Origin of the sequence: Salinivirga sp. (assembly GCF_035268865.1) — a bacterium.
In the GTDB taxonomy this organism is placed as follows: domain Bacteria; phylum Bacteroidota; class Bacteroidia; order Bacteroidales; family Salinivirgaceae; genus Salinivirga.
This window is the reverse complement of record NZ_DATFKB010000190.1, coordinates 16,746-38,028: the sequence shown is the minus strand read 5'-3', so window position 1 is coordinate 38,028 and position 21,283 is coordinate 16,746. Positions and strand designations below refer to the sequence as shown.

The window sequence follows — 21,283 nt, the reverse complement described above, 5'->3', positions numbered from 1 at the left end:
AAAATCGGTGCTCAAACAGCGCAAACTTTGACGCCATAATGAACAGGTTTTCTTAACGCATTTTTCTTCATGCGGCTATAAAAGCAACTGTTATCCACTTCATCAACGACAAGGCCCAAAGCGGGCTGGCCTGATCAAATTGGCGGGCCAGCGTTGGCGTGAATGTTCAATCAATATAAATGACATAAAAGAGGCTTGTCCAGCTTTTATTATGGCATTTAATTTATTGAACAGAGCGGGGTGAAGCGTAATTTGATCTTGATTTTTTGCCCCACTTTTTTATCAAGAAAAAAGTGGGGAGGTCAATTGCTTACCAGAAGTTGCTATAATCAAATAACTTATTAGTATACAGCATATTGCGGTAATTAATAACTTTTAAGCAAATAACCCGAAAATTAATTTTCATTATTTTTCATAAGATATTCATTAGTAGAATATTAGGTGCTTGTGAAATAATTTTGAAATCGCTGCGCATTCGAAATCTATTAAAAAAATAAAGCGGGTCACCCAAAACAGAGATTTTTGTGAGTGTAAATTGCTACTAATCAGCATATATTATCAGCGAAATACTATTCATGCACAAAAACAGGTGCCCTGGCGTTTTCATACGTTTATAGCTTTGATTTTTGTAACCATGTGGAGCTCTCTATAATAAGTCCTATGAAAACCAGGTACTGTTTATAGTTTCATTATAACCATGCCAGTTTACTTCGACATACTCTGCATTAATGCGTCAAAATTTTTGTAATGGCCCGGTTCATAATATTTGTTTTTCTGTGTAAATTGGACCCATGACTACAATTTTAATTATTGGGATTTTTGAAGCATTGTTTTTAGGCGTTTTGGTGCTTACAAAAAGGCAAAAAGCTGTGCCCGATTATTTTTTGGCTGTTTTGCTATTTATAATGGGTTTTACTATTGTGGCCTCATATATTGAACAGTACAATATTGCCAATAATTATCCACATCCTTTTTTTATTCATGTTTCACCACCTTTGATTTTTTTGCACGGACCGCTGTTGTGGTTCTATATTAAGTCTTTTACAAGTGTGAAGTTTGAATTTAAACCACATTATTTATTGCATTTTCTGCCTTTTCTATTGGCTTTTTCATTGATGTGGCTTTCAACTTACTCTAGGCCTGCCGAAACTCGTATTGCAGAAATGCAAAGCGAAAATTTTAAAGCCAACCCGATTTATCCCGTTATGGTAACTGGAATTGCGCTTTTTACACAGGGTTATTTTATATGGGGGTTATTGCTAATTCGCCGTTACCGTAAGAAAATCAGAAATTATTATTCGAAAATAGAAAATATAGATTTAAGCTGGTTGAAGTTTATTTTAGTGGCAGCTATTATTGCTTATGCAATAAACAGCTTGCTGTTTCTGGGTGATTACTTCTTAGATTTGTTGAATTTCCAGGTATTGCAGCTATCAACTTTTATAGTGGGATCGTTATTTATTCTGACCATGGGGTTTTATGGGTTGCGCCAAACCAACGTTTTTTACAGCGGGAACCAACCCGGGATAAATGTCGAAAAACAAGCTCATGCTGTTAACCAGCAACCACTGCAAACTAAAGATGAGGCCTTCGTCCATCAACTACTTGAATACATGAATGTTGAAAAGCCTTATCTGAAGCCCGACTTAACCCTAAAGGAGCTCAGTCATCAGCTTAATGTTACGCCAGATTATTTTTCAGGTATACTGAACCGTAATTTACACATGCGCTTTTTCGATTTCGTTAATCAATTTCGTGTAGAGGCATTTAAAGATGCATGTCAGGACAAGGCGAATCAAAACTTCTCAATAATTGCCATAGCATATGATTGTGGTTTTAATTCAAAAGCTACCTTTAACCGTGTTTTTAAAAACATGACCGGCTTCACTCCGGGTGCGTATCAAAAAAAAGCGCAATGAAAATGTTCACTGCGCTTTGATATTCTTATTAACGTGAGTTTGATTATGATTCATTCATGGTTTTTTCAACATCTTCTACAGAAATTGGAATACGATCACCAATTAATTCTGCGCCATTGTCTGTAATGAGCAGGTCGTCTTCGAGCCTGATGCCACCAAAATCTATATATTCTCTAACTTTATCATAGTTAATAAAGTCTGCAAACTTCTTCTCACTTTCCCATTTGTCAATTAATTCGGGAATGAAATAACATCCGGGCTCATTCGTTAATACGAATCCGGGCTGTAATTTTCTTCCCAGGCGAAGTCCTGCAAGACCAAATATTTCAGAACGTTTTATTTCTTCGTCGTATCCCACATAGTTTTCACCGATATCTTCCATGTCGTGCACATCAAGCCCCATCATGTGACCCAGGCCATGTGGCTGGAATAGGGCATAAGCACCTGTTCGGGCAGCTTCTTCCGGGTTACCTTTCATTATACCGAGGTCTTTCAGCCCTGAAGCCAGTACTTTGGCTGCTTCAACGTGTACATCGAAATAAGGTATGCCGGGTTTTGCCATAGACGTAGCCTTGTTGTTGGCTGCCAAAACGATGTTGTATATATCACGCTGACGGTCAGAGAATTTTCCGCCTACGGGTACCGTACGGGTGAAATCGCTGGCATAGTGCATGCCGGTTTCTGCTCCTGCATCGGTAAGCATTAGTCTGCCTTCTTTCAGTGTTTGGCTGTGGTCGTGGTTGTGCAGCGTTTGTCCGTTTTGCGATAAAATTACAGGAAATGAAAGCATTCCGCCACCTGCAACGGCAATTCCTTCAATGGTTCCAGCAATTTTTTGTTCCCATACGCCGGGCATGGCCATCTTCATGGCGGTTACATGCATATTGTATCCGGTTGCAGCTGCTTTTTTAAGTTCTTCTATTTCAAATTCGTCTTTTATACTTCGCTGGGCAACGACTGCTTTAATTAATTCTACTGATTGGTAACGATTAATTTCAGCTGCGCGAATACCTGTTAAGACCTCCATAAGTATTTGGTTGTCGGCACGGTATTGCGGTAGAAAATGTATTTTGCGGCCTGCATCTACAGCTTTTTTCATATAATTGAATAGCTCACTGTAGGTGCGGCTGTCAGTTACCCCAACTTCAGCGCAACGTTCTTTCATTGAGGGCTGTGGCCCCATCCAGATAATATCATCCATTGTAACGTCGTCACCAAACACTATGCTTTCCCCACTATCAAGATCTACAACACCAGCAATGTCAGGAAAGTCCAGCCCAAAATAATATAAGAATGAGCTGTTTTGACGAAAATGGAAAGTGTTCGCAGGTGCATTCATAGGAGATTCTGAATGACCGGGAAAAAATGCTATGCCGCCAGACATCTTAGCTTTTAGATTGTTCCGGCGCTCTGTATAAACTTCTTTTTTAAACATATTTTATGGATTTTAATTTGTCTTTTAAAAAGATTCTAAATTAATAATTCCGAGGCTAAACTCATAATAATTAATGCCTCATTTGAGGCAGACTAAACCATGGGTGCCTCTATAACAAACAAAAATATTTTGGAGGTGTTTATTTAAATAAATACCCGGCTATGAAAAGTTATTTTAAAACAATAATAATGGTATGGCTTATGGCCATGTCTTTTACGAATACAATTAATGCAAATAATATGAGTTCAGAAGAAAAAACAATAGTTCTGGGTGGTGGTTGCTTTTGGTGTATTGAAGCAGTTTTTAATATGACAAAGGGCGTTTCATCTGCTGTTTCTGGTTATGCAGGTGGTCATACCAGTGATCCCAGCTATCAGGAGGTAACCACCGGTAGCACGGGGCATGCCGAGGTGGTGAAAATTACATACAACCCCGAAACAATTTCACTTGAACAAATTCTCGATATATTTTTTACTATTCATGATCCAACTCAACTGAACAGGCAGGGTGCTGATATAGGCACGCAATACCGGTCGGCCATTTATTATACAAACCAGCAGGACAGGAAAATCATTGATCAGGTAATTGAAGCCATGAATGGCAGTGACCAGTATGATAAAAAGGCTGTTACGGAAGTTAAACCGCTTGACAGGTTTTATAAGGCAGAGGTCAGCCATCAGGATTATTATGAGAAAAATGAATTTGCCCCATATTGTAGCTATGTGATTAAACCAAAGGTGCGTAAATTCAAAACTAAATACCCTGATTTGAAACTAAAGTAATATCTCGCTTATTCAACGATCCAGCTTTTAATTAGAGCTTTAATTTTATTGTGCCTTAATTAATAATTGATTTGGTTTTAGGTTTTTCTTAACTTTGGGTATTAACCTGAAATACTATGGAAAAACTTAAGACCAACCCCGAAAAATTGTTATTACTTGCCTGTCACCCTAAAAAGTCATATTGGTTAATATCCAAACAGGTTTTGAATATGGGCATTGCAGGAACCTTAATGCTTGATTTGGTTGAAGCCAAAGCCATTGATTTTGATCAGAAAAAGGTTGTTGTAAAAACAAGGCCCTCTGGTTTAACTACTGCACATGAATTAGTCTGGAAATTTATAAATGAACGAAATAAATCCAGAAAGGCAAAGCGGTGGATCAATGCCTTATCGAATAAAGCATCGCATTATCGCAAGCCATTATTTCATTTAATGGAGCAGCAAGGAATGCTCAGGGTCGAAAATCACCAATTTTTGTTTATTCCTTATCTGAAAATTTCGGTTTCGGATAATGTAACAAGAGATAATTTGATAGCGAGCCTGAAGAAAAAAGTAGAAGGCCCTGAACCTCTCACCACCTCAGAAGCGAGCCTAATGAGCGTGGTTTATGCCATTAAGCTTTTTAAGCCATTTGAAAAGAAAATTTCTGACAGGAAGGCTTTTAAGAAGAAGGTTAAACAAAAAATTGCAGAGAATCCTGTTGCAGAGGGTATTCATGATGCAATACAGGAAATGCAGGCTGCAGTTGCGGCAGCTTCGGTAGCCGCTATTGCAGGTAGTTCCGCATCCTCGGGCGGTTAATCACTTTTTTTTGGTTCGACTGGTATTGTAATGAAGAATTTTGAGCCCCGGCCTTTTTTTGATTCGGCCCAAATTTTACCTCCAAGCAATTCAACCAGTTTTTTCGAAATCGAAAGTCCTAATCCAGTACCGCCCAATTTTTTGGAATCTTGTAATTCTTCTTGTCTGAAGCGATCAAACATTTCATCTAAAACTTCAGCGTCGATGCCAATGCCGGAATCTTTTATGGAAAAAAGAATTTCGCTGTTTTTTTGTTTAAAACCAAACTCTACAAACCCTTCAGAAGTGAATTTAATGGCATTGTGAATCAGGTTTCCTAATATTTGTTTTAATCTGACAGGATCGGTTTCAATTTCCGGTGAAATTTGATCTTCAACTATATATTTTAAATCAATGTTTTTACCAACCGCCTGATGATCATACAAATCATGTAGTTCTTTGCACAATTGTTTTATGTCGGTCTCTTTAAATACAAGTCGCATTTGCTCTGCCTCAATGAGTGAAATATCCAGTATATCGTTTACAATAGTCAGAAGCTGTTTTGTGTTGTCAATTATAATTTTGGCATATCGTTTTTGTTTGTCGCGATTTAGTTCTGAATGTAAAAACATTTGAGCAAAACCCAGAATTCCATTCATGGGTGTGCGTATTTCATGGCTCATGTTTGCCAAAAATGCAGATTTGAGCTGGTCGCTTTGTTCAGCTTTGTTTTTAGCTGCTTCAAGTTGTTGAATAAAATTCTGTCGTTCTGATATATCCCGAATAATCTCCAGGTTTCCGATCCAGGCGCCTTTTGAATCATAAAGTTTGCGTCCGAAGGTTTCTCCCGAGAATATTGTGCCGTCGGCCCGCTTATATGAAGCGATATAGAAATCTTTTGCAGGAGAATCTTCTGATTTTGCAACTGTATTTTCTGATATGTTTGTCTTTTCAGTATGGGCCAGTAATTTTTTTGTAGACTCCCCCTCAATAGCCTCTGTTTTATACCCAAATGTTTGTTGAAGGCCTTTGTTTGCAAGAATAATTTTTTTCTGTGTATCTGTTATGATAATGGCATCGGTGATGGAATGGAACATGGCCTCAAAAAGCAGTTTTTGTTCTTTAAGGGCAATTTCAGCCTTTTTCCTTTGGGTGATGTCTGAAGTAAAGCCCTCCATTATAAAGCTGTCTTTACCAGCTTTTTTGGCAATACGAGCGTTCATTGATAACCAAATGTGTGCGCCGTTTTTCTTTTTAGCCTGGTATTCGAAATTATCGACAGAGCCGTGTTTTTTTATTTGTTTTAGAAACTGTTCGCGTTTTTCTGCGTGCACATAAAGCTGTTCTCCCAAATTGTAGTAATATTTTATGGCTTCATCAGCTGAATCAAATCCCAATATCCTGGCCATTTCGAAATTAATGAGCAGTACTTCGCCTTTTGCATTGGTTTGAAAAACGCCTACAGGTGCATTTTCGAAAATGTTTCTGTATTTTTTTTCACTCTCTGCAAGCTGTATTTTTGCTTCTCTTGCAGCAGTTACATCCCGTAATGATGATGTAATTCGATTACTGTTTTTTGCGTAGTTTGCACTTATTTCAATAATTTTATTGTTGTATGGTAATTCAAAAGGCTGAAGCGATTGGCCACTAACAGCCTGTGCAACTTTTTTTATGAGTTGGGGCAATTGTTTGCCCGAGACAAATTTTCGGGCAAGATGAAATGCATTTTTACCTTCAAGTTCACTTACCGGAACCCCTGTTATGTTTTCTAAAGCTTCATTTGCAAAAATTACTTTTCCTTTTGTGTCAAAATAGATAATACCTTCTTTAACAGATTGAAATATTTCTTTAAATCGCGCTTCACTTTGTTTTAATGTTTGTTCAACTTGTTTAAGAGCTGTTATATCGCGCCCAACACTCACTACTGATGTTATTTCTCCGTTTTTATTAAAGACCGCCGAGCCAGACCATTCAATAGTGTAAGTTTGATTATTTATGGTTGTTTGCTTCGTATAAGATGAATAATACGGCGGCTTTATTGCCTTTTTATATTCTTTTTTAAGTAGTTCGATATCTTTTTTTTCGCTTATTTCAAGAAAAGATCGCCCTACTAATTTTGATTCTGGTTCTCCAAAAAATTTAATAATTGATGGACTTATATACAGTATTTTAAAATTTAGATCTGTTTGTATAACAAAATCGTTTTGGTTTTCTACCAAAAGCTTGTATTGTTTCCTGCTCTCATAAAGTGCATTGGCCGTTTCTTGCTGGAAAATAGCAAGTGCAAGGTTTACGCTGAATTGCTCCAGTATGCTCACCATTTTTTCTGTAAAAATATGTTGGCGAATGTCACTTGCCTGTATAAATCCTAAGAATTGGTCCTTATATTTTATTGGTATTAAAAGAAAAGACTCTGCCTTTTGCCCAAGTTTATCAAGCAAGGTACGCGTTTGCTTGTATGTTTCTTCGCTGGTTAGTTTTAGTATAGAAGATTGGGTATACCACAAACTGTGATTTTCTGTGAAAACTGGAAGTGATTGTTCGGTTTTTCCATTGGCCAATTTGTCGAAAAGTTTGCTTACGTTCTTTTCTTGGGTAAAAGATAAATCTGCTGTTTTAAGTTCAGCTGTACCTGGTTGATACTTGTAATACATATATTTTTTACCATTTCGCAACAAGATGCTTACATCCTTACACCCACACCATTCCTGTATAAGCCCCGATACCCGCAAGAGCATGTCCGACTTGCTTTTTCCAGCATGCAGATGCTGAAGCAGCTTGATTGTCAGAGCTCGCTCAGTACCCATCTCTTTTTCTTTGGTTATGTCTCTGTAAGCAGTTATCAGTTCACCGGTAGAAATTTTGTAAACATAATATTCACGCCATTCGTTTATTCCTGGCGCTTTTGATATTAGATGTTCTTGTTTCACTGGTTTTCCTGTGCGACAGACCTTATTCAATAACTCCTTAACAATAGGAGCCTTGTTTTTAGGTAAAGCCTCCTGAACACTGAGGCCAATAATATCTTCTGCTTTTAAGTCATCTAATTTTTCTGCGGTTTTATTGGCATTTTTTATTATGAATTCGCTCCCCTTAGCTAAGGAATTATATATAATTATTGCCCTTTGATCGTTTTGAAAAAGCTCTCTGAAACGAGCTTCGCTTTTTTGCCAGTTAACAATTGTTTCATGTCTTTCTGCTACCCTGCCAAGTCTTTCTGCAAGCATGTTTAGTAAGTTGCGTTCTTCTTTTAAAAATGGTCCTTCGTAAGCATCCGGTTTTTCATCAGCATAAAAAACTTCTATTTGACCTCTTTTTATTTTATGTGTCTGTATATTGGCTTTTTGTGTTTTATCGCTTTCTTTAAAATTTTGGGAAGTATATTGGCAGTCATCAAAAACAATTCTTACACTGGTTATTTCCGGGTATTGCCAGGCATCAGGAATTATGTTTATAACCTTATTAAATATTTCGGGCAAGTTGTGATCATTGTTTTCAATTGTGTCTGAAAATTTTTTAAGACAATTGAGTTCTTTTTCTCTTTCGGAAATTTGCTTTTCTAATAATTCAACACGAATCTTCAAAGCCTCGTCTTTAGGCTTGTTGTCTGGCATAGCGGTTGGTTTAAGTTTTCAGTTGGTAAAACTCTTTCCAAATCTAGTATTAATTTGTGAAACAAATTATAGGTAAAAACACTTAAAATGTTCATTTAGTTGCATCCCTGTTCGAACCTAAAATATTTGGCATTTTATTCTAGATAATTGTCGATTGTTTATTGTAGCTAATTAAAAAAGGAAAAATGTTATTTGATGGATTGTTTCTTAATGACTTAAGAAAAAACTGTAATTTTATTGTAACCAAAATGGTTTTTTGCAATATCCATTATAGCAATCCTTAAAGTATGCATTTAGAAAAATTAACTGATGAGCAATTAATGACCAATGTCCGTGATGGGAACCTTGATGCATTGGCGCCGCTCTTTGAGAAATACCATGTACAGTTATTTAATTTTTACTTGCGCATGTGTCACTGTAAGGCCACAAGCGAAGATTTGGTACAAAATGTATTTCAGCGAATAATAAAGTACCGTAAATCGTATAAAGGTAGCGGTAAGTTTCGAGCCTGGCTTTTTCAAATAGCCAGAAATACGCTGAATCAATATTTTCAGGATCACCCAAAGTTCTCCGAACTTGAGGAAAGCCCTGACGAACCTGTAGAAAATATGATTTCTCAGGTTGAACAGGATACCGTTTTATTTAAAGCATTGAACGCACTGCCCAAAGAACAAAAAGAGATAATTGAACTGGCCCGATTTCAAAAACTACAATATAAAGAAATATCAGGTATTACAGGAGATTCAATATCATCAGTTAAAGTAAAAGTTCATAGGGCAATTAAAAATTTACGTGTGGCTTATTTTGAACAAAAAAAATTATTTGAGAATGAACTGTGAAAAAGTAACATACCATTTAGTTGATTATCTGACAGGTGATTTAGATGATCGAACAAAAAAAGCAATTAATGCCCATTTGTCAAAATGTGAAGCATGTAAGATTGCGTTGGATGAAACCCGCATAATGCTTGATAAAATCGACGAGGTCCCCTCATATCAACCACCAGATTCGTTAAGGTCGGATTTTTATCAAATGCTTCAGCAAGAAAAACAACAAGTTTCTACACACGAGCAAAAAAGGCAGTATTCCTTAAAACAGGTATGGTCCTTTGCAGCACAGGTGGTGCTGCTTGTGGGTGTCGGTATCGCTATAGGTTGGTTTTTAAAAAGTAAGTCAGGGGAGCAGCAACAGCTCGCACACCTGAATCAGCGTGTAGAAGAACTGAACAGGCGGGTTCAATATGTTTCTTTGGACAAACCCACGGCAAGCCAGCGAATTAAGGCTATTAACCAAATTAACACGGAGGCCGCTCCAAATGAAAAAATGTTGGATGTTTTAATCAATACCATGAATAATGATGAGAACACCAATGTGCGCATGGCTGCAATCTATGCTTTAAGCCAATATAAAAATCAATCAAAAGTTAGAAAGGCGCTTATAGCCTCACTTGAGCAACAAACTGACCCCATATTACAAATTACGCTGATTAATTTGCTCGTTACTTTTAAAGAACCAGAAGTTAAACCAGCACTCGAAGATATAATTCATAAGGACCGAATAAACAATGAAGTAAAAAAACAAGCTCAACAAGGATTATCTGTGGCTTTGTAAAACGTTATTAATCATTAAAACCCAATTATTATGAAAAAATTAAGTGTAATTTTCTCGTTGGCAATCGCCCTGGTTTTGTCAGGTGGATTTGCCAGGGCGCAAAAATTTTCTCACGAAAAAGGTACTGCAACATCGGTAACCATTCAGCATTTACCTGCCCAAATTAAACTTACTGAGACTTCAGGCAACAAAATTGAAATTATTGCCGAAGGCTACGAAAAAGAACCTGTCCCTGAAAAAGCAAAAGGACTGAAGCAAATTAACACCCATGGTGAAGATAATACCAAAATTGGTCTTATGATGACTGCTCATGGCGACAATGTGTCTTTTACGGGCGTAGAAAAGCCCTCAGGAAATGTAATCTATGATTTCCGTGTGCCCAAAGGGATGTCGGTTAAAATAAAAAATGAAATTCCCTGGGGCAGTGAAGGTCTTCAGGTAAAAGACTTCAGTTCCGACCTAGAAATAAAAACCATGAACGACGACATCCGGTTAAATAATGTAACAGGTCCGTTAACGATTAATTCCATGAACGGGAATATTAGTATCCTGTTTGGACAGGTGAGCCAGGATGCACCAATAACCGTTACCGCTTTTAATGGCGAAATCGATATTACGATGCCTGCCCAAACACCGGCTAATTTGGTTTTAAGCAGTATGAACGGGAACATTTATTCCGATTTCGGACTCGAAATTGAAGAAAATGAAAATGATAAGGGGTTTGATTTTGTTTTTGTTGGCGGCAGTAACCTTACCGGAACCATTAATAAAGGTGGCGTGGAGATGATCCTTAAAGCTTTTAATGATAATATTTATCTCCGGAAAAATAAGTAATACCCCAAACCCTTAAAACCAATTATTTATGAAACGACTGATTGTTTTTATCGCAGGTTTAGCCCTGTGTTTAAACCTACCAGCTCAGCAGAAATTCGAAAAAACGGTGCCTCTTAATTCTGCTGAAAAATTGAATCTCGAATTCAGTTTTGCCGACCATATCAGGCTTGAAGCCTGGAGTCAATCAAATGTAAAAGTAGTTGTTACTGTCAATATTAACGATGGAAAAGATAATGATAAATTCGACCTGGAAACAAAACGTTACGGTCAGACCCTTGAAATAAAATCAGAGATTCAAGACTTAGAAGAAATAGGCGAGACCATTATAAAAAAGAACCAAAAAGAAAATATAGTTATTAAAAAAGGCAGGCACGTTTCTATTGATATGGAAGTTATAGTTTACCTACCAGGGGATATCCCTGTTAGTGTAGAAACCATTGGCGGTGATATTGAATCAAAAGGAATGAATGCCGAACTTCATCTAAAGAGCGTTAGTGGCGATATAGATGTAAATTGGAATAACAACGCCGGGGCCGATCTAAAACTCAATACGGTTTCGGGTAAAATGTATTCAGATTTCAATATTCCGGCTCAACAACCAAAGAAGTTTAACTATATGCCATCAAGTGTTTCATATATAATCAATAATGGCGGTTTTGGCCTGGAATTGAGCACGGTGAGTGGAAATATTTATTTAAGAAAACGGTGAGAAATCAGAAACAGATTTCTATATCAAAAGCAAAAAGAAAGTAGCGGCTTTTCTAAATTATAAGGTGTTCATTAACAAGTCCTTTGATGAGGATATGCCGGATTATATTCCGGCATTCCTCATTTTTGTTTAAGGGTCATGGTGGTGCGATATTATGCTTTGATCATTATCAAAATTTAAATCCTGTAAATAGCAAAGGGAATTGAAAGAAGTATTTATCATTAAAGCTTTGGTTCATGCGGTCATAAAAACTATCAGGCTTATTGGAGCTATATAAACCAAAACCGAAAGGCCATGCTATGTTAACAAACAACGGTACTTGATTTATTGTGAAATTTATTTGATAGCCTACCCGAAACTCATTCCACAAATCGAAGCTTTTGTAATATTTCGACTCGTTTTTTTCATAAAACTCGTCATAGGCCGGCCATAGTTCATATTCGAGATATAGTTTTTTCCAAACAAATCTCCTGTAACCAATTATTAATCCGGGTGAGTTTGTGGTACCTTCCTCAAAGTGTAAGTTCATGTAAGCTAAGCCAGCTTTTAATTCATCTTTGGGTGTAATGGCATATTCGTATTTAATTCCCCAAATACCTTTTTTCGCCATCTGCAAAAATGGAGAAATGGGACTGGTTTCTACAGAGTGTTTGTAAAATAAGGGTTCTGAAAGCCGGGATTCCTGCGACCAAACCCTGCTTCCGCAGATCATTATTGGTAGGGCCAATCCTATGAATGTCTTTCGAATGATTTTATTCATTTCAATTTACTTTATTTAGATCCATCTCTTCCACAAGCCTTTCAATTGCATCGAAGTTTATATTGCTTATGCTTTCGCTTATGCCAACAACTTTTTTTACAATTGCCCTTTCTAAAAAATTCATTTTATCGAAGCGAAATTCACCACCTGTAAGTTGTTTGCTTTGAGCATGAGTACGCAAAATTTCAGGAAAAACCATCTCAAACTGTTTCTGTGCTTTTTGCTCGTGCATGCATGACAGAAAAAGACCGATGCGCTTTTGTAATAACTGCGACATGCTGCCTTCAATAAACCTGCGCAGGGGTTTTTGTATGGTACCTGCATGTATGGATCCGCCTATGATTATTTGTTCATATGAATGCAGGTCAATTTTTTTCTCTTTTTTTAAATTAACCAGATCTGTCTCATTTGCAGCCTTTTCTGCAATAAGTTTTGCGATTTGCTCACTTGTACCATGGTTTGTTGCATATACGATTAGTGTTTTCATTGTAGTGGTTTTAAGGGTTAGTAATTTGTTTTTTTGCGGGGTTAAGTTTTATATCTGTAATTTCCAGTTTTAGCCATGTCCAGTCTCCATCATCGAGCCTCCAGGTTGTGCTGGTTTTCACCGGAACCCTGATGCCATTTATTATTCCTGTTTTTTTAACGGTATTTATCCAAAGTCGTTTTTCTGCTTCAGCACCGGTATCTTTATAACGCATGGCCGAGAAACTTACAACTTCACCCTGAGTATTGAAGTTAAAGGTTCCGAAGGCCTCTATGTCATTTATGTTTATTGTTGCCCTGGCCGACGTGCTGTCTATAGTTTCCCAGTTAATATGTTCACTTAAAGCTGCCGAAGGAAACCACACCAATTCACCCAAAAAACGCTGCAACGAAGCTTCATCGATTTTTGAACCCGCGGCTTTAGCCATGGTTATAAGGTTGTTCATTTTAATATGCATTTCTCCATGGCCATTGGCAAATTTGTCGCGGGCCTTTATGTTAATTATTGGAGACATTTTCATGCGCATGGTCCAGTTGAAACCGGGGTCCTCTATTGTAAATAATTGATTGGCCTTTCCTATATACCATTTATCCTGATCCGATTTCAATTTCATTCGTAGTGTTTGCTCAACAAAAGCGGTTTGAGTGCGCTTTTTTCCAACTACACCACTACTGGCAAGCCATTGCTTTACTGGTTGAGGTAGCCTTTCGAGGTCTGCTGCCCGAATTATTTGTGCTGTTTGCGGTAGCTGTTGAAGCATCTCTGCGCGTTCTTTAGCGGCTTTTTTATGAATTGAACATCCCATAAGTGTTGATATTATAAACATTCCTGTTATTATTTTTTTCGTGTCCATAGTGTTGGTTTTTATTTCCCAAAATGATATATGATGCCGGTTTTTATAAATGCTGAACCGGGTTCTTCATAACTGGTTTTGTTGTAAAAATCTTTATAAACCTGGCCACCGCGGTACACATCAAAATAGAAACCAAGCATATTTCCATTCTTTAGTTTAAATGGCGTGCTGGCTATACCAGCGGTGAAACCTCCTGAATATGAATTATTGTCATATTGTGGGGTGGATCCTGATTTTTTTACCTGATGCAAAAAATTTAACTGAGCCAGGTAACCAACTTTAACCTGAAACAGCCCCCCGGGTTGGATATTTTTGAAAAAACCAATACTGTAAACCACTGGAAACATTATTTGGTAGGTCATTATTTGGCTTGTTCCTTTATATTGGTTTGCTTCGTCGTGGTATTCAAATTTCTGTTGGTTTAACATGAAGTCTAAACCGGATTCAATGCTGTTTTTTCCTACAGGGAGCGAAATATGTGCTCCGGCATTGGCCCCGAGGCTTGTCGCACCGCTGTAGGCATCGACTGGTATCTCCTTCGAGTTTTCGAATTCTGTGTTTTCCACAATTCCACCTTTGTTTATTCCAGCTTGAATACGGTATGTTGGTTGCCATTTTTTATCGGCCATTTTTGTTGAGGAGCATCCGGATATCATTAATGCAATTATAAAAATGGTGCCTGTTGCTTTTTTGTTCATAGAGTAGCGATTTTATTGTTCGCTACAAAACAAATAGAATTGCAATAGCTCATGGTCTCAAAAAACAGTATAGTCGTCTCACTTTCCCGGAAACTGGGCATAAAAAAGGTCTCAGAAAAGTGAGACCTGTATTTTAACTTAAAGTAAAGGTTTAGGTGCTGTTGTTATTCACCGGCCAGACCGATGATCCATTGCGCATCGTCTTTTATTGTTGTATAAGTGCTTTTACTGAAACGTTTGCTAAAACGTGCGTCCCAAAACCATTTTTCAACTTTTTTGCGGGCATCTTCCGGCATTGAGGTGTGGTCTGTTCTAAAAAAGTAATATTGTAAAATTATGATATGTATTTGATAGGCGCCCAGACCGGTTGTGATACGCATATCATGTAATAGGTCTATTGCCCTGCTTATGGCGTTTTGGGTTTTGTGCCACAGGTTTTTGGCCAACTCCGGGTTTAATTTTAACTGGTAAGAACTTCGACAGTCATCAAAAGCATTAAGAGCGAGGGCATGGGTAAATACTTTTTCTGTGAGACCGCCGGCTTTTTCAATCTTTTGAATGCTATTAACCTCCTCAATCTTTTCTTTCAAATCAAAATCGGTAGACCAGGTTGTGGCGTGTACCAAATCAAATGACGTGAGTCGTTTGCCACCCTGGTTAATGCGTTCAAAAATTTCAACCACTTCATCGAGCTCGTAATTGAGGGTTTTTACAACACTTACCGGATAATTCATCAATATCTCTCTGACATTGATCCAGCTGTCATAAATTCTTTTTGAGTCAGATTTAAGTTTTTCCGCTATTTCATTAAAAGCAGGTTCGTCGAATATTTTCCAGGCCGGGAAAGCATATTTTTCATTCTTGCGGCGCGGTACACGGAATGTTTCGGCTGCCGGATTAAAACAGATTTGTGCATAATTCCCGCTATTATTGTTTAAACCCTTCATAGCCATGTATAACGATAGTATTCTTTGCTGGCCATCTAAAATGAATTGCGTGTTGCCGTCTGTATTGTTTTGGGGTATTTGCAAATCTTCGGTGGTATGAATAAAATTTTTGTATTTCTCCGGAGCAATCCATAAGAAAAAAGTACCAATTGGATATTGTAAATAAATACTATTTAGTAAAAGTACTACCTTAGGGCGTTCCCATGTATAGTCGCGCTGAAAACGTGGAATTTTTATTTCGCCTTTTTCCAGCTTTTCTAACAGGGTTGGTAATGTCCAGTCGGTTACAATTTTAATATTGGTGTCCCTCATAAAGCACTGATTTTGTTTTGCACAAGATAAAAAAATCCTTTGATAAACTTTTACAGATCAACTTACAAATAAAAATGGTTCGTTTTTTTGGTTTGCCAGTTTGTTTTTATACAGGGTGTTATCGGGTGTTTGTTTTTGACTCATCATGTTAAAGTACGTAGCTCCTTCTACGCATTAAAATGGTAAAGGTGAAGCTATTATCCTGGGTAAAAATTTGCTGTCTTAAGGCATGTTTTTTGGCTATCCTTGAATAATGACCCTTAAAACAAACCGTTTGATTCCTGACTAAAAAATGGCAGACTGTGGTTTTATGAGATTATTATTCTGAGTTCTACAAGTGATTTATATCCCAAAATATTTTTTAGCTTATTTCAGTAACCCCTGAGTTAGAGGTATAGATTTTCTTTTCATTTGTGGTTCAACCCTTTCAATTTCTTTTTTTGCGTAAAAGCATATTAATTCCTCTATGTACTTCGATTTGTTTTTAATTATTTCTAAATTTGTTCATCAACAAATTTGAATAACTCTACAATCATGCGTGCATTTCTTATATCTCTTTTTACGGTGTTTTTTGTTTTTGCATCTATTGCCGCAGAAGATAAACACAAGGTTTCTGAAGAAAAAGAACTGGATGTTAAAGAGGTTATTGTTGGACATATCGTAAACGATTATAGCTGGCACATTCTTACCACACCAGAAGGGCAACATGTTTCAGTACCCTTGCCGGTTATTTTATATAGTAAAAGAAGTGGTTTTCATGTGTTTATGTCCAGTAAATTTCATCATGGGCATGCAGCTTATAAAAACTTTAAAATATCAGAGGAAGGAGTCAATGCCGGAAAAATTGTTGAGTTTGATGATCAGGGTAATGTTTACGAAAGCGGATTAATCGATTTGTCAATTACAAAAGTAATAGTTGGTGTTTTTGTTACTGTAATATTTTTACTGATTGTATTTTTAAGGGCCGCTAAAATAGCTCAAAAAAATCCTAATTCAGCCCCACGCGGTCTATTGTCGTTTGTAGAACCCCTGATTGTTTTTATCAGAGACGAAATTGCCGAAGCTACAATTGGCAAAAAGAAAGATCAGTTTTTACCTTACCTCCTTACAATTTTTTTCTTCATTTTTTTTACCAATCTTTTTGGACTTATCCCGATTCCCCCGTTTGGTGCCAATGTAACTGGGAATATTTCCGTTACAGCCTCCTTAGCTTTGATGACATTCAGTGTAACCACCATAAAAGGAAACCGGAATTACTGGAATCATATTTTCAATACCCCTGGTGTACCCTGGTGGCTTAAAGTACCTATACCATTGATGCCTTTTGTGGAGCTTATTGGTGTCTTTACAAAACCAATCGTACTTGCTATACGTTTATTTGCTAATATTACAGCCGGGCATATTGTATTACTTGCATTTATTACATTAATATTTATTTTTGGATCGATAGCTCCTGCAATAGGATTTATTGTTTCGCCAGTATCGATGTTGTTTGCGGTATTCATGATGATGCTCGAAATATTGGTTGCTTTTATTCAGGCTTTTGTCTTTACGCTTCTTTCAGCTATCTATTTCGGAATGGCGGTGGAAGAACATCATTCATAAATCATTAAAATTAAAGATTATGGTATCATTATCAGTATTACTTGCAGCAAGCGCAGGACTCGCCAAATTCGGTGCCGCTATCGGAGCCAGTATTGCGGTTATTGGCGCAGCCTTCGGAATTGGCCAAATCGGAGGTAAAGCAATGGAATCTATTGCACGCCAGCCCGAAGCAGCCAACGACATTCGTTCAAATATGATTGTCTCTGCGGCACTTATTGAGGGTGTTGCTTTTTTTGCCATTGCTGTGAGTTTCCTTATCCTTTTTGTATAAAGGTGAAATTTAACAGGTGCCGTTCGGCGATTGGCCGTTCGGGCCTTTTTAAAAACTCAAAAATCCAAAGCTATGGAAATTATAATGCCTGAAGCAGGTCTGTTTTTTTGGACAATTGTTGCATTCCTTATTGTATGGTATGTTTTGCGACGTTTTGCCTGGAAGCCTATTTTGAAAATACTTCGTGAACGCGATCAGTCTATTGACGAGGCGCTTCAATCTGCTGATAAGGCCCGCGAGGAAATGAAGGAGATGGAAGCCAGGAACAACGAATTAGTTAAAGAGGCTAAGCTGGAAAGAGAAAACCTTCTCAGAGAAGCGCGTGATACCCAGGATAAGATTATTTCTGAAGCGCGTGAAAGTGCTAAAAAAGAGGCCTCCCAGATGATTGAAAAAGCCCGTAAAGAAATTTCTGCCGAACGGGAGTCGGCCTTTGCAGAAATGAAAAATGAAATTGTTAATTATTCTGTAGAAATTGCAGAAAAGGTTTTAAGGAAAGAGTTCGATAATAAAAATACGCAAAAAGAAGTGGCAGAACGTTATATAAATGATATTAAAACCAACTAATCCGGAGTCATTATGAATGACAGTATTATAGCACGTCGATATGCCAAAGCACTTTTTAAATTAGGTCTTGAAAAAAAGAACCTTGAAGCCTATACCGGTAATTTGAAGAGTATTCAGCAGATTATTAAACAGGATGAGGACTTTCGTTTTTTAATTGATAACCCTGTAATTGCTGCTTCAAAGAAAAAGTCAATATTTAAATCGCTTTTTGAGGGAAAACTTCATGATGACATCACAGGTTTTTTTAATCTATTAATTGAAAAGGGCCGGGAAGAATATCTTGCAGAAATTATACGTGCTTTTATCGGTTTTTATCAGGATTACGCTAATATCCAGAAGGTAGAGTTTACCTCTGCCATAGAATTTGATCAGGCATTTATTCAGAAAATCGGCGATTTATTAAAAGAAAAAATAGGAAAAACCAGTGAAATTGAAACATATACCGATCAGAAATTGATCGGCGGTTTTGTGCTGCGCATAGGAGATCAGCAACTCGACAATTCGGTTAGCGGTCAGCTCAGAGCCATAAAAAACCAATTATCTAATAAAAATTAAAACATCTAAATACAATGGCTGAAATTAAACCTGCAGAGATTTCGGAAATTCTCAAAAAAGAAATAGCCGGAATTAGCTCAGAATCCGGTTTTGAAGATGTGGGCACAGTGTTAACTATTGGTGACGGAATTGCCCGGATATACGGTTTGCAAAATGTAAAAGCCAATGAATTGGTAGAATTTGCAAATGGAACAAAGGGTATCGTATTAAACCTTGAAGAAGACAATGTCGGAGTGGTACTTATGGGACCTACCGGAGATATTGGAGAAGGCGATACAGTGAAGCGAACCGGCCGTATTACATCGATAAATGTCGGAGAACAAATGCTCGGACGCATTGTAAATACCATTGGTGAGCCTATAGATGGTAAAGGAGAAATTGCAGGAGAAACCTTTGAAATGCCAATAGAGCGTAAGGCCCCGGGTGTCATTTTTCGGCAACCAGTTAATGAGCCCTTACAAACCGGACTTATAGCCATCGACTCTATGATTCCAATCGGAAGGGGGCAGCGTGAGCTGATTATTGGAGACCGCCAGACCGGAAAAACAGCTGTTGGAATTGATACAATTATTAATCAGAAAGAAAATTACGATAAAGGAGAACCCGTATATTGTATTTATGTGGCAATAGGACAAAAAGGTTCTACTGTGGCCAACGTGGCTGCCACACTCGAGAAATATGGCGCCATGGATTATACTGTTATTGTGGCTGCCAACGCCGCTGATCCGGCTGCCTTACAATTTTATGCCCCGATGGCCGGTGCCGCCATTGGCGAATATTTCAGAGATACCGGCCGGCATGCACTTGTGATATACGACGACCTGTCCAAACAAGCTGTTTCATATCGCGAAGTCTCATTATTGTTACGTCGCCCCCCTGGTAGAGAAGCATATCCTGGAGATGTGTTCTATTTGCACTCACGTCTACTCGAGCGCGCTGCCAAAATTATCGAGTCCGATAAAGTTGCACAAAGTATGAACGATTTGCCTGATAGTATAAAGGATAAAGTAAAAGGAGGGGGTAGTTTAACTGCCCTGCCCATTATTGAAACCCAGGCAGGAGACGTATCTGCTTATATTCCAACAAATGTAATTTCCATTACCGACGGCCAAATATTTTTGGAATCCGATCTGTTTTTATCAGGAGTACGGCCTGCAATTAATGTAGGTATATCGGTTTCACGTGTTGGAGGTAGCGCCCAAATTAAATCGATGAAAAAAGTTGCAGGGACACTGAAAATTGATCTTGCTCAGTATCGCGAGCTTGAAGCATTTTCTAAATTCGGTTCCGATCTTGATGCTGCAACACAAGCTGTTTTAGATAAAGGAAAACGTAATGTTGAGTTGCTTAAACAACCCCAGTACAATGCCTATAAAGTAGAGCATCAGGTAGCACTTGTTTTCTGTGGGACAAAAGGATTGCTTAATAAAATTCCGGTCGAAAAGGTTAAAGAGTTTACTAAAGACTATTTAAATCTGATGGAATCGCAACATGATGATGTACTGAAAACATTGCGTGAAGGTAAATTAACTGATGAGGCAAAAGAAACCATGACGAAAATTGCCAAAGAGGTTGCAGATAAGTATGTAGAATAATAAAAGAGGCACAATTATGGCCAATTTAAAAGAGATACGTACAAGAATTGCATCAGTAAAGAATACAAGACAGGTTACCTCTGCTATGAAAATGGTGGCTGCAGCAAAATTGCGAAAAGCTCAGGATGCCATATTCAAAATCAGACCCTATACCGATGCTTTACACAAGGTTGCAGAGCAAATTGCGGCTGCTGGTGAAGAAGATATTACAAGTCCGCTCACAGAACACCGTGAGACTAATAACATGCTTGTCGTACTTTTTACCTCAAACAAAGGTCTTTGTGGTGCCTTTAATTATCAGGTGACCAAGGCTGCTATAAACCATGTAAAAAACGAATATCACGATTTGTTGGAAGAAGAGAGAATACAGTTTCTTACAATTGGAAGAAAGGGAGACGAAATTGTGAAGCGAGAAGGCTTTCAGGTTTGGAAGAATATGGATGATTTGCTCGACCATAGTCAGTTTAAAGAGAGTGCAACAGTTGCCAATGAGATTGTTGATGTTTTCCTTAACAAGGAATTTGATAAAGTAGCTTTGTTTTATAATGGATTCAAGAATGCAGCTGTACAAAGGGTAACACATGAAACCTTTTTACCGGTCGAAATAGGTAGTAATGAAGAGGGAGCAGATCCGAATTATATTCTTGAACCTACCGCCGGTGAAATTGTCATGGATTTGATGCCGAAAATTTTGCAGATTAGCTTTCATAGTGCGCTGCTCGATTCGGTTGCCTCTGAGCACGGTGCTCGTATGACAGCAATGCATAAAGCTACCGAAAATGCAACAGATTTAATAAAAGACCTGACATTGAACTACAATAAAGCTCGTCAGGCTGCTATTACAAATGAAATTACCGAAATTGTGAGCGGGGCAAATGCCCTTGGAAAATAAAAATATTTTATGCGGCATGCACGACAAAGCATGCCGTTTTTTGTTTATCTCCCTTTAT

Annotated in this window: 20 protein-coding genes; 13 read left to right on the top strand and 7 right to left on the bottom strand. The window is 37.8% G+C overall.

The genetic code is table 11. The features are described 5' to 3' along the window. Positions 1–791: 791 nt before the first annotated feature. On the top strand, positions 792–1,919 hold the full coding sequence (locus VJ937_RS11410; RefSeq protein ID WP_324067194.1) for a helix-turn-helix transcriptional regulator: 1,128 nt from the start codon (positions 792–794) through the stop codon (positions 1,917–1,919). 43 nt (positions 1,920–1,962) lie between these two features. Here the strand turns inward: VJ937_RS11410 and VJ937_RS11405 are convergent, their stop codons facing one another. Continuing rightward, the gene (locus tag VJ937_RS11405; protein WP_324067192.1) at positions 1,963–3,354 is read right to left on the bottom strand and encodes an aminopeptidase P family protein; all 1,392 of its coding nucleotides are present in this window, start codon (positions 3,352–3,354) and stop codon (positions 1,963–1,965) included. Between the two features lie 161 nt (positions 3,355–3,515). Here VJ937_RS11405 and msrA point away from each other — a divergent pair, with 161 nt between their 5' ends. After that, the gene (gene msrA, locus VJ937_RS11400; RefSeq protein ID WP_324067190.1) at positions 3,516–4,136 is read left to right on the top strand and encodes a peptide-methionine (S)-S-oxide reductase MsrA; all 621 of its coding nucleotides are present in this window, start codon (positions 3,516–3,518) and stop codon (positions 4,134–4,136) included. A 116-nt stretch (positions 4,137–4,252) separates the two neighbouring features. After that, the gene (locus VJ937_RS11395; protein WP_324067189.1) at positions 4,253–4,936 is read left to right on the top strand and encodes a GOLPH3/VPS74 family protein; all 684 of its coding nucleotides are present in this window, start codon (positions 4,253–4,255) and stop codon (positions 4,934–4,936) included. On the opposite strand, the gene VJ937_RS11390 is transcribed toward VJ937_RS11395, so the two are convergent. After that, positions 4,933–8,529 (bottom strand): PAS domain S-box protein, encoded by a 3,597-nt coding sequence (locus VJ937_RS11390; protein WP_324067188.1) that lies wholly within the window; start codon positions 8,527–8,529, stop codon positions 4,933–4,935. The genes VJ937_RS11395 and VJ937_RS11390 overlap by 4 nt on opposite strands. A 287-nt stretch (positions 8,530–8,816) precedes the next feature. On the opposite strand from VJ937_RS11390, the gene VJ937_RS11385 reads away from it, so the two are divergent. The 4 genes from VJ937_RS11385 to VJ937_RS11370 are packed head-to-tail and all read left to right on the top strand — an operon-like array spanning position 8,817 to position 11,683. After that, the gene (locus VJ937_RS11385) at positions 8,817–9,368 is read left to right on the top strand and encodes an RNA polymerase sigma factor (protein WP_324067186.1); all 552 of its coding nucleotides are present in this window, start codon (positions 8,817–8,819) and stop codon (positions 9,366–9,368) included. After that, positions 9,358–10,140 (top strand): HEAT repeat domain-containing protein, encoded by a 783-nt coding sequence (locus VJ937_RS11380; protein ID WP_324067184.1) that lies wholly within the window; start codon positions 9,358–9,360, stop codon positions 10,138–10,140. Before VJ937_RS11385 ends, VJ937_RS11380 begins: the two co-directional genes overlap by 11 nt. Positions 10,141–10,170: 30 nt before the next feature. Further along, a complete protein-coding gene (locus VJ937_RS11375) occupies positions 10,171–10,974 on the top strand; it encodes a DUF4097 family beta strand repeat-containing protein (RefSeq protein ID WP_324067182.1) in 804 nt (267 codons plus the stop codon). Between the two features lie 28 nt (positions 10,975–11,002). Then, complete coding sequence (locus VJ937_RS11370) at positions 11,003–11,683, top strand: DUF4097 family beta strand repeat-containing protein (RefSeq protein WP_324067180.1); 681 nt, start codon at positions 11,003–11,005, stop codon at positions 11,681–11,683. A 169-nt stretch (positions 11,684–11,852) separates the two neighbouring features. Here the strand turns inward: VJ937_RS11370 and VJ937_RS11365 are convergent, their stop codons facing one another. The 5 genes from VJ937_RS11365 to VJ937_RS11345 all read right to left on the bottom strand — a co-directional run bounded on the left by VJ937_RS11365 (position 11,853) and on the right by VJ937_RS11345 (position 15,740). After that, positions 11,853–12,443 (bottom strand): hypothetical protein, encoded by a 591-nt coding sequence (locus tag VJ937_RS11365; protein WP_324067177.1) that lies wholly within the window; start codon positions 12,441–12,443, stop codon positions 11,853–11,855. Between the two features lies 1 nt (position 12,444). After that, entirely contained in the window at positions 12,445–12,930 is a 486-nt protein-coding gene (locus VJ937_RS11360) for a flavodoxin domain-containing protein (RefSeq protein WP_324067175.1), read from the bottom strand. Positions 12,931–12,940: 10 nt separating this feature from the next. Beyond that, entirely contained in the window at positions 12,941–13,783 is an 843-nt protein-coding gene (locus tag VJ937_RS11355; RefSeq protein WP_324067173.1) for a DUF6544 family protein, read from the bottom strand. A gap of 11 nt (positions 13,784–13,794) precedes the next feature. Further along, a complete protein-coding gene (locus VJ937_RS11350; RefSeq protein ID WP_324067171.1) occupies positions 13,795–14,481 on the bottom strand; it encodes a hypothetical protein in 687 nt (228 codons plus the stop codon). A gap of 164 nt (positions 14,482–14,645) precedes the next feature. Continuing rightward, a complete protein-coding gene (locus VJ937_RS11345; protein ID WP_324067169.1) occupies positions 14,646–15,740 on the bottom strand; it encodes a DUF262 domain-containing protein in 1,095 nt (364 codons plus the stop codon). A 534-nt stretch (positions 15,741–16,274) separates the two neighbouring features. Here VJ937_RS11345 and atpB point away from each other — a divergent pair. The 6 genes from atpB (at position 16,275) to atpG (ending at position 21,225) form a co-directional block, all read left to right on the top strand. After that, a complete protein-coding gene (atpB, locus tag VJ937_RS11340) occupies positions 16,275–17,345 on the top strand; it encodes a F0F1 ATP synthase subunit A (protein ID WP_324067167.1) in 1,071 nt (356 codons plus the stop codon). A gap of 19 nt (positions 17,346–17,364) precedes the next feature. Next, a complete protein-coding gene (gene atpE, locus VJ937_RS11335) occupies positions 17,365–17,616 on the top strand; it encodes an ATP synthase F0 subunit C (protein WP_057953093.1) in 252 nt (83 codons plus the stop codon). A 72-nt stretch (positions 17,617–17,688) separates the two neighbouring features. Further along, on the top strand, positions 17,689–18,183 hold the full coding sequence (gene atpF, locus VJ937_RS11330) for a F0F1 ATP synthase subunit B (RefSeq protein ID WP_324067164.1): 495 nt from the start codon (positions 17,689–17,691) through the stop codon (positions 18,181–18,183). Between the two features lie 12 nt (positions 18,184–18,195). Further along, on the top strand, positions 18,196–18,738 hold the full coding sequence (gene atpH / locus VJ937_RS11325; RefSeq protein WP_324067162.1) for an ATP synthase F1 subunit delta: 543 nt from the start codon (positions 18,196–18,198) through the stop codon (positions 18,736–18,738). A gap of 14 nt (positions 18,739–18,752) precedes the next feature. Beyond that, the gene (gene atpA, locus VJ937_RS11320) at positions 18,753–20,333 is read left to right on the top strand and encodes a F0F1 ATP synthase subunit alpha (protein WP_057953090.1); all 1,581 of its coding nucleotides are present in this window, start codon (positions 18,753–18,755) and stop codon (positions 20,331–20,333) included. A gap of 16 nt (positions 20,334–20,349) precedes the next feature. After that, entirely contained in the window at positions 20,350–21,225 is an 876-nt protein-coding gene (gene atpG, locus VJ937_RS11315; RefSeq protein WP_324067160.1) for an ATP synthase F1 subunit gamma, read from the top strand. Positions 21,226–21,283: the final 58 nt, after the last annotated feature.

Bases quoted from the DNA above. Each gene is read 5' to 3' on its own strand.
- VJ937_RS11350 (WP_324067171.1), bottom strand. From the start codon at position 14,481: ATGAACAAAAAAGCAACAGGCACCATTTTTATAATTGCATTAATGATA.
- VJ937_RS11390 (WP_324067188.1), bottom strand. From the start codon at position 8,529: ATGCCAGACAACAAGCCTAAAGACGAGGCTTTGAAGATTCGTGTTGAA.
- atpB (WP_324067167.1), top strand. From the start codon at position 16,275: ATGCGTGCATTTCTTATATCTCTTTTTACGGTGTTTTTTGTTTTTGCA.
- atpE (WP_057953093.1), top strand. From the start codon at position 17,365: ATGGTATCATTATCAGTATTACTTGCAGCAAGCGCAGGACTCGCCAAA.
- atpA (WP_057953090.1), top strand. From the start codon at position 18,753: ATGGCTGAAATTAAACCTGCAGAGATTTCGGAAATTCTCAAAAAAGAA.
- VJ937_RS11345 (WP_324067169.1), bottom strand. From the start codon at position 15,740: ATGAGGGACACCAATATTAAAATTGTAACCGACTGGACATTACCAACC.
- VJ937_RS11395 (WP_324067189.1), top strand. From the start codon at position 4,253: ATGGAAAAACTTAAGACCAACCCCGAAAAATTGTTATTACTTGCCTGT.
- atpF (WP_324067164.1), top strand. From the start codon at position 17,689: ATGGAAATTATAATGCCTGAAGCAGGTCTGTTTTTTTGGACAATTGTT.
- atpG (WP_324067160.1), top strand. From the start codon at position 20,350: ATGGCCAATTTAAAAGAGATACGTACAAGAATTGCATCAGTAAAGAAT.
- VJ937_RS11370 (WP_324067180.1), top strand. From the start codon at position 11,003: ATGAAACGACTGATTGTTTTTATCGCAGGTTTAGCCCTGTGTTTAAAC.
- msrA (WP_324067190.1), top strand. From the start codon at position 3,516: ATGAAAAGTTATTTTAAAACAATAATAATGGTATGGCTTATGGCCATG.
- VJ937_RS11355 (WP_324067173.1), bottom strand. From the start codon at position 13,783: ATGGACACGAAAAAAATAATAACAGGAATGTTTATAATATCAACACTT.
- VJ937_RS11405 (WP_324067192.1), bottom strand. From the start codon at position 3,354: ATGTTTAAAAAAGAAGTTTATACAGAGCGCCGGAACAATCTAAAAGCT.
- VJ937_RS11360 (WP_324067175.1), bottom strand. From the start codon at position 12,930: ATGAAAACACTAATCGTATATGCAACAAACCATGGTACAAGTGAGCAA.
- VJ937_RS11380 (WP_324067184.1), top strand. From the start codon at position 9,358: ATGAACTGTGAAAAAGTAACATACCATTTAGTTGATTATCTGACAGGT.
- VJ937_RS11385 (WP_324067186.1), top strand. From the start codon at position 8,817: ATGCATTTAGAAAAATTAACTGATGAGCAATTAATGACCAATGTCCGT.
- atpH (WP_324067162.1), top strand. From the start codon at position 18,196: ATGAATGACAGTATTATAGCACGTCGATATGCCAAAGCACTTTTTAAA.
- VJ937_RS11410 (WP_324067194.1), top strand. From the start codon at position 792: ATGACTACAATTTTAATTATTGGGATTTTTGAAGCATTGTTTTTAGGC.
- VJ937_RS11365 (WP_324067177.1), bottom strand. From the start codon at position 12,443: ATGAATAAAATCATTCGAAAGACATTCATAGGATTGGCCCTACCAATA.
- VJ937_RS11375 (WP_324067182.1), top strand. From the start codon at position 10,171: ATGAAAAAATTAAGTGTAATTTTCTCGTTGGCAATCGCCCTGGTTTTG.